We start from the raw sequence: 14,589 nt of genomic DNA on the forward strand, positions 1-14,589 counted from the left end.
GACGCTCCGAGACAAACGTCTTGATTGGGAACATCGTTTGTCGGGTGGCACGAACGTGTCACCCTTGCCCGCTGTGACTTCCAGCTACTGCTGAGAACTGACCAACAATCATCTACCCAAGAGCGATCCGTGTATTCATCCTCGTATCGCGTGACGACTCTCGATCGCTCTGTTTCGTATTTCGATCCCGCCACTCACCGACGATATACCAGACGAGCGTCACCCCAAAGAACAGATACGCGAGCCCTTGTGCGCCGAGTACTGACGACGTACCAAACACTGAGACGGTTTGTCGTTGCACTGTACTAATTCCAGACTGTATTGCCTCGGCACCAGTCCCAAGATGAGGAATCACAATAACGTTCCCTCTGATCTGCAGTGCCTTTGCGACGATTTGTGTCTCTTTGACTGGCGGCTCTCCGTCGTCTTGATCAATGAACGTGTTTGCGTCCCCTTTTGTGAGATATCCCCGACTGTTCTCACCGACGATTCGATGGGTTGTCAAACCGCCTCCCTCAATGACCTGTGCCTGATAGACGATCACATCTCCGGTCTCGATCGATCCAAGTACGGCGTCAGGTATCGCAATAAAACCATCGCCAGTATCTATCGTTGGAGACATACTACCGGTTTCAACAAAAGCTAGTAGAATGGGCTGGCCAATGATCTGTCCTACTACTAATAGAACAACCAGCACAAGTAATATACCACTGATGATTTGAACGATAGATTTCCTAAAACCCGACATGATGTAGAAGGTTTATTTCGGATACTATTTCAGTAGTCAGTCCCTGAAATGCGTGTCCGTTTGGCTGAAGTAAATAAAATATAAATATTATGTATGTTTATAAAACGGATTCACGACATTTTTATCAGTTTCCTGTTTCTTCTGCGTTCACGACAAAGGCCTCATTGGTCGGATTGGCAGGTAGGTCATCTGCAACAATCTTGACACCCACAGACAAAGCCTGTCCGGGACTTATATCCGTCTTATTGCTTGAGTTGAGCGGGTTTCGACCGCCTCCCTTCTCTTCATAGAATGTAATACCATCAATGCTTTCATCAATCCATACATCAAGTTCACCCACGCCGGACCCAGAGTTGTTTGATAGGTTCCGGATCTCGAACGTCCCGTCGAAGTAGTATGTTGAGCTAGGGTTTACACCATCGCCACCAAGGGAGTTGCCTTGTTGAGGATCTCCGCTTCGCGCACTCGTTGGGTTATCACTTGTAAAATCGAGTTCCAGTTTATTTGGACTGCCACTGAACTTCACGAAATTCCCATTTCGAGTGTCACCTCCATCACTAAGTCCATCTTCGGGCCGCTGTAGCGCCACGTATGCGGCTTGGTCACCGACAATCTCCGCTTCAATTGTCCGGTTTCCTGAACTGAACTGTGACACTGCACCAGTTCCCATTGCAGCTGCCCCGCCGGCAGCGAGCGATCCGAGTCCGACCACGAATTTGCGTCGTTCCATTGTCGTTCGTACCTCGTTTGTGCGTCGCGTCCAGGTCCTTGACGACTACAACCGCCTCGCTGTCTGCGACGCGTATCTACTGGCTCGGATGGAACCCCCTTTGGAATGAGCTACCTATCAAATCGGATACAGCCTCTGTGAACACCGAAGGGAGTCTCCGAACCGCAGCAGAGCCTCTCTGAGTCGACCCACACAGTCTTTCAGCGTCCGTAAACAGCCTCTGCCGACGTGGAGACGATGTATTTCAACTCGTTCGATCAGTCGCGGCGTGCGTAGTCGGTGACTACCAGAACGAACAGGTTTACTGTTCGACCAGTAAACACCGACTACTAGCCAAAAACTACAGGATACAGACCGATACAATGTCTATAGTCACCTGATCAATACAAGTTCCCAGTAGGTGAGGGCTTACGTTTGTATGTCTGTTTATACTGAAATACACGTGCCATAGACTCCCTATGTGAATGGTGGGACTTGTGGTCACAACACCGATACATGGGAGGACGGATGCAACGGGCTGAGCAACGTGACGGCACGTCCACGGCCATCGACGGCCAAGAGCTGTCACAGGACGAACTTCTCACGATACTCAGTAATCAACGCCGCCGGTTTGCGATCCACTATCTGAAACAGCAGGATGGGGCCGAACTGACAGTCACGGAACTCGCCGAGCAGGTCGCTGGGTGGGAAAACGACAAGCAGATTGAAGCACTGACACAAAAGGAGCGAAAACGTGTCCGGAGCGCGCTTCGGCAGTTTCACCTGCCGAAGATGGCCGACAGTGGCGTCATCAAGTATGATACGGCGCGGGGGATGGTCAGCCTGACGGAGGCAACCAGAAACGCCAACTTCTACGTCGACTCGCTCACCGGCCGTGCGATCCCGTGGGGGATGTACTATCTGGGGTTCTCGGCGCTGAGTGCGGCCTGTCTGGTCGGTCTCTGGATGGAACTCTACCCGCTGACGCTGTTGTCACCCCGTGTGTATGGCGTCTTTTTCGTCACCGCACTTGCCGCCTCGTCGATAGGACATTTTTATGACAACTACTACCGGATGCGACTGGGTGCACGGGACAAACCACTGGAGGTCGAACAATGAGCCGACACCGGAACTACGTCCTGTTGCTGGGGATCGTGGTTGCTCTCAGTCTCACGTTCGGCACCAGTAGCGTCAGTTCGGTCTCGGCGGACCGCGGCATCGAGGTCGCGGTTGCCGACGACAACGAGGCGTTTCTGGCATTCGAGCAGCGCGCCACGGCACCGGCCAACGGGACCACATCGCTCAACGTGACCGTCGGAAACCAGTATCCCAGCGGGACGACGCTCACAAGCGTTACCGTCTCGGTAACCGGCGCGGCCGCCGACTCCCGAGAAACCGTTCGTCTGGATACGGGTACCCAACACGTGTGGACGTTCGACGCCGTTTCGTGCCGGGATACGCTTTCGGTCGAAGCCGAGGGACCCGGCGTCTCTGCCGCCTTCGAACGCCCCGTATCCTGTCACTGATCCCGTTCGGAAACCCCGAACGCCTATTTATATTCCCCGCCTCACTCCGAACGAATGCTCGAAGGGCTCAACGTCGCACTCGGCGTCACGGGCAGCATCGCCGCGGTGAAAACGGTCGAACTCGCCCACGAACTCCGTCGACACGGCGCGACCGTCCGGGCGGTCATGAGCCCCAGCGCCACCGGGATCATCCACCCGTGGGCCGTTGACTTCGCGACCGATAGCGACGTCATAACGGAAATCACCGGACAGGTCGAACACGTCGATCTTTGTGGCCGCGAGGGGTGGGCCGACGCCTTCCTGATCGCCCCCGCGACTGCCAACACCGTCGGCAAGATCGCGGGCGCGGTCGACGACACCCCCGTTACCACCACCGCTACGACCGCCCTCGGCGCGGGTGTCCCGGTCGTCATCGCCCCCGCGATGCACGAGCCGATGTACGACCACCCCGGCGTCCTCGACGCCATCGAGCGCGTCGAGTCGTGGGGCGTCGACTTCGTCGACCCCCGATTGGAAGAGGGCAAAGCGAAAATCGCGGCCGAAGACGCGATCGTCACCGCGGTCGCCCGCGCGACGACGCCGCAGGAACTGGCCGGCCGGCACGTCGTCGTCACCAGCGGGGCCACGAGCGAGTCGATCGACCCGATCCGCGTGCTGACCAATCGCGCCTCGGGGTCGACCGGGCGCGCGGTCGCCCGCGCCTGTCACGTTCGCGGTGCGGATGTCACCCTCGTCCACGACGGCCCGGAACGCCACTACGCCGAGACGATCGGGGTAGAGAGCGCCGCCGAGATGCTGGCCGCCGTCGAGAAGGCAGTGCCGGACGCCGACGCCCTGATCTCGGCGGCGGCGATCTCGGACTACACGGTTGAGGCCGCCGACACCAAACTCCGGTCGGGCGAGCCCCGAACGCTCGATCTAGAGCCGACGCCCAAACTGTTGGACGCGATCCGGGAGTCCCACCCCGAGTTGCCGATCGTGGGCTTCAAAGCCGAGAGTTCCGGGGACGACGCGGCGATGGTCGACCGGGCCGCCGCGCTCCGCGACCGGATCGGCTGTGCGTTCGTCGTCGCCAACGACGCGAGCGTGATGGGAGAGGCCGAGACGCGGGCGCTGTTCGTCGATTCCGGCACGGAGACCCTCGCCGACTGCGAGACGGTCGACGGGCCGAAACGGGCGGTCGGCGAGGCGGTCGCTCGGCGGCTCGCGGGCCACCTCGGGACGTCCTCGACTGCGTGATCGGAGGCATTTTTGAATAGTATCCGGTAATTTCGGGGTGCAAATTCGAAATGGGCTGCGTATTTGCCATGTTTTTGAAACACACCGGAATTCCGAGTGGGTAGAGATAAGAATAGTTTTGAGGCGTCCCTGATTTGCTACACACAAGAGTAGAGAATGACGTTCGGACACGACTTCACCGACCGAACGGGGTGGGCCACCGATGGCGGCTGAGGAGGCTCCACGGCTGGTCGTCCCGGTACAGCGCTCGGTAACCCTCCGGCAGACCGTCGACTACGCGATGGCCGAGGTGCTTGCAGCCGACGGTGAGCCGACCGTCCACTTCGTCTTCATGGCCACCTGGCGCGGGGGCGATCCGGGAACCGACGCCGACCGGGACCGCGCGGAGGCGCTCCTCGACCAGATCCGGATCTGGGCCCGCTACGAGTGCGAGGAGGCCGGCGTCAACCCCGAGACGATCGAGATCGAAACCGCGCTGATCGGCCTCGAGAGCTACCTGTTTAGTCCCGATGAGTACGCCGACCTCCTGACGAGCTACGCCGCCGACCACGACCTCGATCGGGTGGTCGTCGACCCCGAGTACTCGCTGGTCGGCCACACGACGCTGCTCCAGCCGCTCGAATTCGAACTCGAACGGAGCAAGCTGGCCATCGAGGAGGCTCCCGTCGACCGGCCGACACGGCGCGACCGGCTGGTGAGCCGCCCCAACCTGCCGCGGTTTCTCGCCCTCTTTGGGGTCTCGTTCCTCTTCTATCAGATCCTCGGCGGCTTCAGCGGCACCTTCGATCTGGTGACCGGGATCGCCACCGCCGCCATCGTGGCGATCACCCTCGACAGCGTGAGCTTCTATCGGGATCCTACGCTCGTCGACTCCCCGAAGCGGATCCTCCGCGGCGTGGTGTACGTCCCGTATCTGCTCTACGAGATCGTGGTCTCGAACCTCGTGGTCGCCCGGCTCATCCTCGATCCCCGGCTGGATATCGACCCACGGCTGACCAAGGTGCGGGTGTTCGTCGGCTCGGGGTTCCCCCTGACGACGCTGGCAAACAGCATCACCCTGACGCCGGGGACGCTGACGGTGACCGCCGAAGACCAGGAGCTGTACGTCCACTCGCTGGCCCCCTTCGCCCGCGAGGGGCTGTTCGACGGCTCGCTCGAACGCTGGGTCCGGTTCGTCTTCTACGGCCGGGAGGCCGCCCGCTTCCCCTCGCCGCGGGAGCGCGGCGACACCGAAGTGTTGCAGGAGCCAAGCGACGCGGCGTCGACCGACGCCGATGAGTCGGGCGGTGAGGAGCGATGACGTTCGTCGAGACGGCGATCCTCGCGGGCGTTACGGTCGCCGACCTGCTGTTGGTTGCGGCGGCGCTGTTCGTCAGCCTCGCGGTGATGATGCTCTACCGCGCCATCCTGGGGCCGACCAATCAGGACCGCGTGCTCGCGGTCAACGTCCTCGGCACCAACACGGTGGTCATCCTCGCGCTGCTGGGGGCTGCGTTGGGCGAGCCGTGGTTCCTCGATATCGCGCTGGTGTATGCCCTGTTGAACTTCCTGATGTCGATCGCCATCTCGAAGTTCACCGTCGAGCGCGGGGGTGTGATATGATCGAAGCCATCCGGATCGGCCTGATCGTCGTCGCCGTCGTGCTGGGACTGTTCTTCACGTTCGTCTCGGCGACGGGCGTCATCCGGCTGCCGGACGTCTTTTCGCGGGCCCACACCGCCTCGCAGGCCGACACCCTCGGGGCCGGCTTCGCGCTGGCGGCGGTCGCGCTGACCCTCGGCTGGGAGCCCACGACCGTCAAGACAGTTCTCCTGTTGGTGTTCATCTTCGTCACCAACCCGACGGCGGCCCACGCCATCGCGCGGGCAGCCTACGAGGAGGGTATCGAACCGTGGACGACGGGGGACGAGCGCCGATGATCCCACCCGTCGACGCCGCGCCGGTACTCCAGAGCGTCGGCATCACGCCGATCGAGATTGCGCTGTTCGTCTTCGTCTTGATTACCGCAGTGCTGACCGCGCTGTTCCGTGACGTGCTGGCGGCGATCGTCGTCTTCGCAGCCTACAGCCTCGGGTTGGCGCTCATCTACACGTTCTACCGCGCCCCCGACGTGGGGCTGACCGAGGCCGCCATCGGGGCCGGTGTCACCACCGTCTTCCTGCTGTTGACGATCGCCAAAACCACCCGCCCGGCGACCGACGAACTGTTCGAACCCATCGACTGGCCCGCTGTGGCCGTCTGTGGCCTGTTTGCGCTGGTCGTCGGGTCGACGCTATTTGCCTTCCCCGCGGTCGGCGATCCGCTGTCGCCGATCCTCCAGAACGGGGAGGTGACCGGCTACTACCTCGCCAACGCCTACTCCGAGACGGGCGCACACAACGCCGTCACCTCGGTGCTGGCGGCCTACCGCGGGTTCGATACCTTCGGGGAGGCCGTGGTGGTCTTCGCCGCCGGCATCGCGAGTCTGCTGGTGTTGGGTCGGGAGGTGTTCACCACATGAGCGACCGTGACGGGAGCCGACCCGACGAACGGCTGGACGGCCGGCTCGACAGCGACGGCGTCGCCCGCCAGCGCCCGGTGTACTCCGAGAGTCAAGTGATCATGACGACCGTCAAAGTCGTGATCCCGTTCGTCATGACCTACGGGCTGTTCATCACGTTCCACGGCGCGGATACGCCGGGCGGCGGCTTCCAGGGCGGGGCGATCATCGCCTCGGTGTTCCTGATGATCGCCTTCGCCTTCGGCATCGAGTCGACGCGGGAGTGGCTGGCCAACAGCCTCGTCGTCGGCCTCGGCACGGTCGGCGTGTTCATTTTCGGCGCGATCGGCTTCGGGCCGCTGTTGCTGGGCGGGAACTTCCTCGAATACACCCGCTACGAGCCGCTGCTCGGCGATCTGCTCGGGCTCAAGGAGTACGAGTTCGTCAAATACGGGATGGAGGCCGTCGAGATACTCGGCATCGCCTTCATCGTCTCGGGGGTCCTGATGGGGCTGTTTTTCGCCCTCGCGGCGGGCTACAGCCCGTCGACCGACTCCCTCGCCGTCACTGGTGACCGCCGCGACGGTGCCGACACCGCTACCATGGAGGATACCGATGACTGATTTCGTTTCACTACTGACGACCCGCCACGCCTACGTCCTGTTCGTCCTGCTGTCGACGATCGGCCTCTACATGCTGATCGCCAACGAAAACCTCGTCAAGAAGATCATCGGGGTGAACATGTTCCAGACGGGAATTTTCCTGTTCTTCGTGAGCTCGGCCTACCGGGTCGGGGGGAGCGCGCCGATTGTCGAAGACGGCGGCGGCCCCTACGTCAGCCCGCTACCGCAGGTGATCGTGCTGACGGCGATCGTCGTCGGCATCAGCCTCACCGCCGTGGGGCTGGCGCTGTCGATCCGGCTCTACAGCGAGTACGGCACCCTGCGGGCCGACGCCCTCCGGGAGGTGATCGGCGATGAGTGACACTCTGTTGGCGCTGCTGGTGACGGTCCCGCTGGTAGCGGCGATCTTCCCGCTGCTCGTTGGGCTGCGCGTCGACGACGCCGGCTGGCCGATCGCCATGGCCGGCTCGCTGGCGGTCGTCGGCCTCGCCGGCTCGCTGGCGTCGACGATCTACACCGCGGGCCCCGAGGGCCAGCGACTGATCCACGAGCTAGCGGGGTATCCCGCCCCCTACGGGATCGAACTCGTCGGCGACGGGCTGTCTGCGCTGATCGCGCTGTTGATCGGCGTCGTCGCGGTCGCCGTGCTCGTCTACGACCGGTCGGTCGACCGACCGGACGCGTTCTACAGTGGCTACCTCCTGCTGACCGGCGGGCTGCTGGGGATGACGCTGACCGGCGACCTGTTCAACCTCTTCGTCTTCCTCGAAATCGTCGGGCTGGTCACCTACGCGCTGGTCGCTGCCGGCGACGGCGGCGAGGCCGCCTACGGCGCGCTCAAATACCTGTTTCTCGGAACGGTCGGCGCATCGCTCTACCTGATCGGGGTGGGCTACGCGCTGGTGGCGACCGGTTCGCTGAACATGCTGGATCTGCAGACCCGACTGGCCGAAGTCGGCTACACCGATCCGCTGGTGCAGGCCTCCTTCGGCTTCATCCTCGTGGGATTCATGCTGAAGATCGCCGTCTTCCCGCTGCATACGTGGCAGCCGGATGCCTACACCCACGCCCCCGACACCGTCAGCGCGTTCATCTCGGCGCTGGTCTCTACCACCGCGGCCTACGCGCTGATCCGGATCGCCTTCGACGTCTTTACGGTCGACTTTTTCGCGGCCAACCCGCTGATCGCCGACACGGTCGTCCTGATCGCCTCGATCAGCATCGTCGTCGGCAGCCTGCTGGCGGCGACCCAGACCGAGGTCAAACGCGTCTTCGCCTACTCCTCGGTCGCCCAGTTCGGGATGGTCGTCGTCGCGGTCGGCCTCAACAGCCGGACCGCGCTGTTCGGCGCGGTGATCCATCTGATCGGCCACGGGCTGATGAAGGCGACGCTGTTCATGGGCGCGGGGACCCTCTCGTCGGCCTACGGTGCGTCGACGATCGCCGACTACGCCGGTCTCGCCAAGCGCGCGCCCTACACCGGCGGCGCGATCGCCGTCACCGGCCTCGCACTGGTCGGCATCCCGCCGTCGATCGGTCTCCTCGGCAAGTGGTACATCGGTCTCGGGGCCGTCGAGTCGGGCACGTGGAGCGTCGCGATCGTGATCTTCGTCAGCACGCTGCTGTCGCTGAGCTACGTCTACCAGCTTATCGAAGCGCTCTACTTCACGCCCCTCGAGGAGCCGACCGGCGGCGAGTCGACTGCCGACGGGGCGGTCGACCACGCCACGATGGCCGACTCGGCGGTCGCTGACGGCGGCCACGCCGGCCGGATCGCGCCCGAGCGGGTCGCAGTCGTCGCCCTCTTGGCCGTTTCGACGGTCGTCCTGTTCGCCTCGGTTGGGCTGTTCGATGCGATGCTTGACCCCGTCTTCGGGAGGTTCTTCCAATGAGTGAGATCACAGCCATCCGTCCGCTCGCTGCCGTCGCCGTATCGTTCGTCGCCGCCGCCCTGATCCTCGCGTCGGGCCGCAGGCCGAACCTCCGGGAGGGGTGGACGATCCTCGCCTCCGTCTCGATGTTCGGCCTCGTCGCCAGCATGGTGCCCGGCGTCCTCGCTGGCGACGTCTACGTGACCAACCTCGGAACCGTGTTGCCGGGCGTCGACTTCGTCCTCCGGGCCGACCCTCTCGGCGTCCTGTTTGCGGCCCTCGCTAGCCTGCTGTGGATCGTCACCAGTTTCTACAGCATTGGCTACATGCGCGGGCTGGACGAACACAACCAGACCCGGTATTTCGCCTCCTTCGCGGTCTCGGTCGCCTCTGCCGTGGGGATCGCCTTTTCGGGGAATCTCTTGACGATCTTCGTCTTTTATGAAGTCTTGTCGGTAGCAACCTACCCGCTTGTCGCCCACGACGAGACGCCGGAGGCCCGCGCTGCCGGCCGCAAATACCTCGCCTACACCTTCTTTGGCGGCGGCGTGCTGGTGTTGGCGGGGACGGTGATGGTCTACTGGCTCACGGAGCTGGCCGGCCCCGCCGGGAGCGCAACCGTCGACTTCACGCCGGGCGGGATCGCCGCCCTCGCCAACGCCGACCCGACCGCCGCCTCGGTGGCCTTTGTCGTGTTGGCGCTGGGCTTCGGCGTCAAGGCCGGCCTGATGCCGCTTCACCAGTGGCTGCCGGAGGCGATGGTCGCACCCACCCCCGTTTCGGGACTGCTCCACGCGGTCGCGGTCGTCAAAAGCGGCGTCTTCGGGATCGCTCGCGTCGTCCTCGACGTGTTCGGGCCGGGAACGTTGGCCGACCTCGGCCCGGCGTCCTTCGGGAACCTCGGCATGGCGCTGCCGGTGGCGATCATCGCAGCGATCACACTGACGGTGGCGAGTCTCATCGCGCTCCGAAAGGACCACCTCAAACGCCGGCTGGCCTACTCGACGATCAGCCAACTCTCCTATATCGTCCTCGGCCTCGCGCTGCTGGAGGGCGACGCCCTGATCGGCGGGCTGCTCCATATCCCTGCCCACGCCTTCATGAAGCTCACGCTGTTCTTCTGTGCGGGGATCATCCACGTCGAGACCCACACCGACAACATCAGCGAGATGGCCGGCATCGGCAGGCGGATGCCGCTGACCATGACCGCCTTCGGTATCGCTGCCGCCGGGATGGCGGGCATTCCGCTCGTGGCCGGCTTCGTCAGCAAGTGGTACATCGTCATCGGTGCGCTGGAGGGTGGCAACGCCGTCTTCGCGGCGGTCCTGCTGATCTCGGGGGTGCTCAACATCGCCTACTTCTGGCCCATCGTCTATCAGGCGTTCTTCGAGACGCCCGACGAGCACGACCAGAAACCGCTGCTCGAAGGGCCCTACGGCGGCCGGGAGGCGATCCGGGCCGACGGGAGCGGTCGGGACGGACACGCGGACCACGAGACGGTCGACCTCGACGGGACGGTCGAGGCCGATGGCCACCACGAGGACGGCGTCCACCACGGCCACGACGACAGCGACCACACGAATGACGACCACCACGGCCACCACGGGGGGCCGCCGCCGGGCGGGTGGGCGAAAAGCAACTGGCGTGGCGGCGAGAGCACGTGGTTCATGCTCGGGCCGATCCTGACGGCGGCGGCGCTGTCGCTACTGCTCGGGATCATCCCGCATACGGTCGTCTTCCTGCGGATCGTCGAGACGATCGTCGGTACCCTTCCGGGGGTGGTCGTCTGATGACCACTGGACTCACCATGGTCCCGCCGGGGGTCGTCCTGCTTGCGGTCGCCATCCTCGTCGCACTACTGCCGCGAAAAGCGGGCCACGCCCTCGGCGTCGGCGCATCGGCGGTGACGCTGGCGTGGATGTGGCTCGTGCCCGACGGTGCCCACCTCCAGACCGAGTTCCTCGGCTTTTCGACCGTGCTGTTCAACGTCGACGAGTTCTCCCGACTGATGGGGATCATCTTCGCGGTCACCGGCGTGGTCGCCGTCCTCTACTCGTATGCCAGCGAGGCCGACGGCGTCCAGACCGGCTTCGCGTTCTCCTATCTCGCCAGCAGCTTCGGGGCAGTGTTCGCGGGTGACTGGCTCACCCTAATTTTCTTCTGGGAGCTGATGGCGGTCACCAGCACGCTGTTGGTCTGGTACTACCGCGGGAAGGCCGTTCGGGCGGGCTACCGCTACGCCATCTTCCACGGGATCGGCGGCACGCTGTTGATGGCCGCGATCCTCCAGACCTACGTCGCCAAGGGCACCTTCCTGTTCGCCTCGGTGCCCGGCGGCCCGGAGGTCGCCGGTATCACCGCGGGCCTTCCTGCCGCCCTCGCTGCCGTCGGGATCGGCGTCAACGTCGGCTTCATCGGTCTGCACACGTGGCTGCCGGATACCTACCCGCGGCCACACATCGCCGCCAGCGTCTTCCTCTGTGTGTTCACCACGAAGACAGGGGTGTATGGAATGTACCGGGCGTTCCCGGATGGCCACATCGCCCTCGCCTACATGGGCGGCGGGATGGCCGTCTTCGGGGCGACCTACGCGCTGTTCCAAAACGACATGCGTCGACTCCTGTCGTACCACATCCAGTCACAGGTCGGCTACATGATCGCCGGGGTCGGCATCGGGTCGGCGCTCTCGCAGGCGGGGGCGTTCGCCCACGTGTTCAACCACATCCTCTACAAGGGGCTGCTGTTCATGACCGCGGGTGTCGTGATCTACCGGACCGGCGAGGAGAGCCTCAAAAAGCTCGGCGGGCTGGCCCGGAAGATGCCGATCACGGCCGGGGCGTTCACGATCGCCGCGCTGTCTATCGCGGGCTTCCCCGGCTTCAACGGCTTCGTCAGTAAGGGGATCATCATCTCCGGGAGTCACTACACGTTCGGGGCGGGACCGCTGCCCATCGGCGAGTTCCACACGCTCGAATGGCTGCTGCTGCTCGGCGGGATCGGGACGTTCATGTCGTTCATCAAGTTCGGCTACTATGCCTTCTTCCACGGCAGCTACGACGGCGACGTGGAGGACGCCAACCGTGGCCAGAGCATCGCGATGATCGCGGTCGCGGCGCTCTGTGTCTTCTACGGTATCGTAGTGCCAACGTCGCCGCTCGCATCGGTCATCCCCGGTGACCTCGGACTGTTCAGTATTCTCCCGTTCGATGTGACCAGCGACGTGGTCGTCGAAAAGGTGTACAAGACCTACACCGTCGACCACATCGTCGAGGGCGTCGTCCTCGGGGTCCTCGGGCTGATCGGCTTCGCGCTCACGAAGAAACCCCTCTCCAAACTGGGTCGCGTCCCGGATATCGACGCGATCTACAACCGCGGGATATTCTACGGCGGCCGCGGACTGGTCGTCGGCGTCACCGAACTCTGGGCGGGCGTCGACCGCGCGGTGATGCGGACGGTCGCGGCGGCCAAGCGCGTGGGCACGGACCCGCAGTCGACCGCTCGGCGGCTGGGATACGGGAGCGCCGACCAGCCGGTGGTGCTCCGGGCAGGGATCGGCCGGAGCGTCTTCGTGCTGGTGGCGCTGGTGAGCCTCGCGCTGGCGGTCCTGCTGTTAGCTTAGAAGAGCGCGCCCGCGAGGCTAGCTTTTGCGGACTACGGAACGAGGACGTCGAGGTGGGCCTTCGACTTCGCATCGAGTGTTTTCGGCGCGGTGACGACCTCGGTCGTCGACGCGTCGGCCGCCGTGGTAAACCTGATCGCCAGCGTTTCCCGCGGGCGGAGTTCGGTCTCCCGTGTCGCCGCGGGAATCGAGATGATGTATCGGTCGCCCTGATCAGTAATCTGGACGTCCTCCGTTTCGGCGGTGACGGTCTCGACGTTTGCACCGCCGAGCCCGCTACCGTTGCCGACTGCCTCGGTGGCGACGGTCTGGGAATCGACGACGGTGTAAGTCACATTATCGAGGTTGATCGGCCCCGAGCCCGGTGCCTTCATGACGGTGAAGTTGAAGCTGTCGACGGTGCCGTAGTCGGTGACGTTCCCGGTGACAGTCACTACGCGGAGCCGGTCGGTCGTCCGGTCGATCGACTCGTCGGCAGTCGTCTCCGCGCGCGTTTCGAGGACGCCGGCGGTGTTGACGACCGCCCCCGCGGCCAGTGCGGCGACGAGCGCCATGGCGATGAACACCGCCACGGTACCGAGGCCGACCTGTCCCCTGTCGATCTCCTCCGTGTTCATGTCATATGATACGTATTATCGTACGTGACTATTTGCAGCACAGCATAAAAAAGGATACGTCAGACATCGCCGCCGGGCGCAAGCGGTGGTCGCCGGCGTCGGAATGGGGAAATCGCGTCCGACCGAGGCGGCTAGACGAGGAGCTGGATGTCGGCCTCGACCATGTCTTGGAACGCCGACGCCGCGCCGACGCCGGTGGTGACGCCGTCGTAGAAGTCGTCTTCGTCGTAGCCCAAGAGATCGATCGTCATCTGGCAGGCCTGCAGGTCGACGCCGCTTTCGAGGGAGACGTCGATCAGTTCCTCGATGGAGGCGACCTCGTTGTCGGCGATCTTGTTCCGCATCATCCGCGTGGTCATCCGATCCATCCCCGGCAGCGCGGCGATCGCGTTCGGCACCGGCATGTTCGGGTTCCCGACCGAACTCAGCTTGAGGTTCTTCGATTTCCGTTCGTGGAGGATTTCGAGCCCCCAGAAGGTGTGGAACACCGTCACGTCGTAGCCGAAGGCCGCGGCGGTCGACGCCAAGATCAGCGGCGGGTACGCCATATCGAGCGTCCCCTTCGTGGCGATAATCACCATCTTCTTGGGGCCGTTTTCGACCTCGTCGCGCACCTCCGAGAGCTCCGCTTCGAGCTCCTCGATCCGTGCTTGCAGCTCGGCGAGGTCGTCTACTGAGGGGTCGGCGTCCGATCCGGCGGTGATGTCCGTGCTCATCTCACTCGACCTTTTTGATGTAGTGTTTGTAGACGTCCTCGCCGCCCTCGGTTGTCTCCGTCTGGTCGAGGAGGTCGGCCTCCGCTGTCGACTCCGCCCAGCCCTTGATGTCGCTGAGGCTGCCGGAGTCGGTCGCAACGACTTCGAGCGTCTCTCCGACCGACACCTCGTCGAAGGCGCCTTTCGTCTTGATGACCGGCATCGGGCAGTTCTGTCCTTTCACGTCGACCGTCTTGGCTGCGGTTTCCGTACTCATTGTTGGATGTCCCGTATTGGGGGTAATATGCAATATTAGGCCCGTCAATATAAGTGTATCCATTATTGGGCCATTCGTGAATACTTGTTCTCGGTCGAGCGCGGTACACCCGCGTATCATTAATAAGCGAACGCGGTCTCTCGGGGAGAGTCGCATAAGTATATTGTGCGCTTGTAGAAATACTAT

The 14,589-nt window shown here is 63.4% G+C and carries 17 protein-coding genes; 12 read left to right on the forward strand and 5 right to left on the reverse strand.

Annotated features, from left to right (window positions below):
- Window positions 1-112: 112 nt before the first annotated feature.
- Window positions 113-748 (reverse strand): signal peptidase I, encoded by a 636-nt coding sequence (locus NKJ34_RS11180; RefSeq protein WP_253738385.1) that lies wholly within the window; start codon window positions 746-748, stop codon window positions 113-115.
- A 124-nt stretch (window positions 749-872) separates the two neighbouring features.
- Complete coding sequence (locus NKJ34_RS11185) at window positions 873-1,478, reverse strand: hypothetical protein (protein WP_253738386.1); 606 nt, start codon at window positions 1,476-1,478, stop codon at window positions 873-875.
- A gap of 507 nt (window positions 1,479-1,985) precedes the next feature.
- Here NKJ34_RS11185 and NKJ34_RS11190 point away from each other — a divergent pair.
- From NKJ34_RS11190 to NKJ34_RS11245, 12 genes are all read left to right on the forward strand, one after another.
- Window positions 1,986-2,576 (forward strand): DUF7344 domain-containing protein, encoded by a 591-nt coding sequence (locus NKJ34_RS11190; protein ID WP_253738387.1) that lies wholly within the window; start codon window positions 1,986-1,988, stop codon window positions 2,574-2,576.
- A complete protein-coding gene (locus tag NKJ34_RS11195) occupies window positions 2,573-2,983 on the forward strand; it encodes a hypothetical protein (RefSeq protein ID WP_253738388.1) in 411 nt (136 codons plus the stop codon). Before NKJ34_RS11190 ends, NKJ34_RS11195 begins: the two co-directional genes overlap by 4 nt.
- Window positions 2,984-3,037: 54 nt before the next feature.
- Window positions 3,038-4,222 (forward strand): bifunctional phosphopantothenoylcysteine decarboxylase/phosphopantothenate--cysteine ligase CoaBC, encoded by a 1,185-nt coding sequence (gene coaBC / locus NKJ34_RS11200; protein WP_253738389.1) that lies wholly within the window; start codon window positions 3,038-3,040, stop codon window positions 4,220-4,222.
- Between the two features lie 202 nt (window positions 4,223-4,424).
- A complete protein-coding gene (locus NKJ34_RS11205) occupies window positions 4,425-5,522 on the forward strand; it encodes a monovalent cation/H+ antiporter subunit E (RefSeq protein ID WP_253738390.1) in 1,098 nt (365 codons plus the stop codon).
- Entirely contained in the window at window positions 5,519-5,824 is a 306-nt protein-coding gene (locus NKJ34_RS11210; RefSeq protein WP_253738391.1) for a cation:proton antiporter, read from the forward strand. The genes NKJ34_RS11205 and NKJ34_RS11210 overlap by 4 nt, the downstream gene beginning before the upstream one ends.
- Window positions 5,821-6,141 (forward strand): monovalent cation/H(+) antiporter subunit G, encoded by a 321-nt coding sequence (mnhG, locus tag NKJ34_RS11215; protein WP_253738392.1) that lies wholly within the window; start codon window positions 5,821-5,823, stop codon window positions 6,139-6,141. Before NKJ34_RS11210 ends, mnhG begins: the two co-directional genes overlap by 4 nt.
- Window positions 6,138-6,722 (forward strand): DUF4040 domain-containing protein, encoded by a 585-nt coding sequence (locus tag NKJ34_RS11220; protein ID WP_253738393.1) that lies wholly within the window; start codon window positions 6,138-6,140, stop codon window positions 6,720-6,722. The genes mnhG and NKJ34_RS11220 overlap by 4 nt, the downstream gene beginning before the upstream one ends.
- Window positions 6,719-7,324, forward strand: coding sequence for an MnhB domain-containing protein (locus NKJ34_RS11225; RefSeq protein WP_253738394.1), 606 nt, complete (start codon window positions 6,719-6,721; stop codon window positions 7,322-7,324). Before NKJ34_RS11220 ends, NKJ34_RS11225 begins: the two co-directional genes overlap by 4 nt.
- Complete coding sequence (locus NKJ34_RS11230; protein WP_253738395.1) at window positions 7,317-7,685, forward strand: cation:proton antiporter subunit C; 369 nt, start codon at window positions 7,317-7,319, stop codon at window positions 7,683-7,685. The genes NKJ34_RS11225 and NKJ34_RS11230 overlap by 8 nt, the downstream gene beginning before the upstream one ends.
- Entirely contained in the window at window positions 7,678-9,216 is a 1,539-nt protein-coding gene (locus NKJ34_RS11235) for a proton-conducting transporter transmembrane domain-containing protein (protein ID WP_253738396.1), read from the forward strand. Before NKJ34_RS11230 ends, NKJ34_RS11235 begins: the two co-directional genes overlap by 8 nt.
- Window positions 9,213-10,985 (forward strand): cation:proton antiporter, encoded by a 1,773-nt coding sequence (locus NKJ34_RS11240; protein ID WP_253738397.1) that lies wholly within the window; start codon window positions 9,213-9,215, stop codon window positions 10,983-10,985. The genes NKJ34_RS11235 and NKJ34_RS11240 overlap by 4 nt, the downstream gene beginning before the upstream one ends.
- Window positions 10,985-12,814 carry a Na(+)/H(+) antiporter subunit D gene (locus NKJ34_RS11245; protein WP_253738398.1) on the forward strand — a complete coding sequence of 610 codons (1,830 nt, stop codon included), beginning with the start codon at window positions 10,985-10,987 and terminating at the stop codon, window positions 12,812-12,814. The genes NKJ34_RS11240 and NKJ34_RS11245 overlap by 1 nt, the downstream gene beginning before the upstream one ends.
- Before the next feature lie 32 nt (window positions 12,815-12,846).
- On the opposite strand, the gene NKJ34_RS11250 is transcribed toward NKJ34_RS11245, so the two are convergent.
- The 3 genes from NKJ34_RS11250 to NKJ34_RS11260 all read right to left on the reverse strand — a co-directional run bounded on the left by NKJ34_RS11250 (window position 12,847) and on the right by NKJ34_RS11260 (window position 14,403).
- Window positions 12,847-13,431, reverse strand: coding sequence for an archaellin/type IV pilin N-terminal domain-containing protein (locus NKJ34_RS11250; RefSeq protein WP_253738399.1), 585 nt, complete (start codon window positions 13,429-13,431; stop codon window positions 12,847-12,849).
- Between the two features lie 131 nt (window positions 13,432-13,562).
- Complete coding sequence (locus NKJ34_RS11255) at window positions 13,563-14,147, reverse strand: DsrE/DsrF/DrsH-like family protein (protein WP_253738400.1); 585 nt, start codon at window positions 14,145-14,147, stop codon at window positions 13,563-13,565.
- Window position 14,148: 1 nt separating this feature from the next.
- Complete coding sequence (locus NKJ34_RS11260; protein WP_253738401.1) at window positions 14,149-14,403, reverse strand: sulfurtransferase TusA family protein; 255 nt, start codon at window positions 14,401-14,403, stop codon at window positions 14,149-14,151.
- Window positions 14,404-14,589: the final 186 nt, after the last annotated feature.

Source organism: Halohasta salina (assembly GCF_024178165.1).
GTDB classification, from domain to species: domain Archaea; phylum Halobacteriota; class Halobacteria; order Halobacteriales; family Haloferacaceae; genus Halohasta; species Halohasta salina.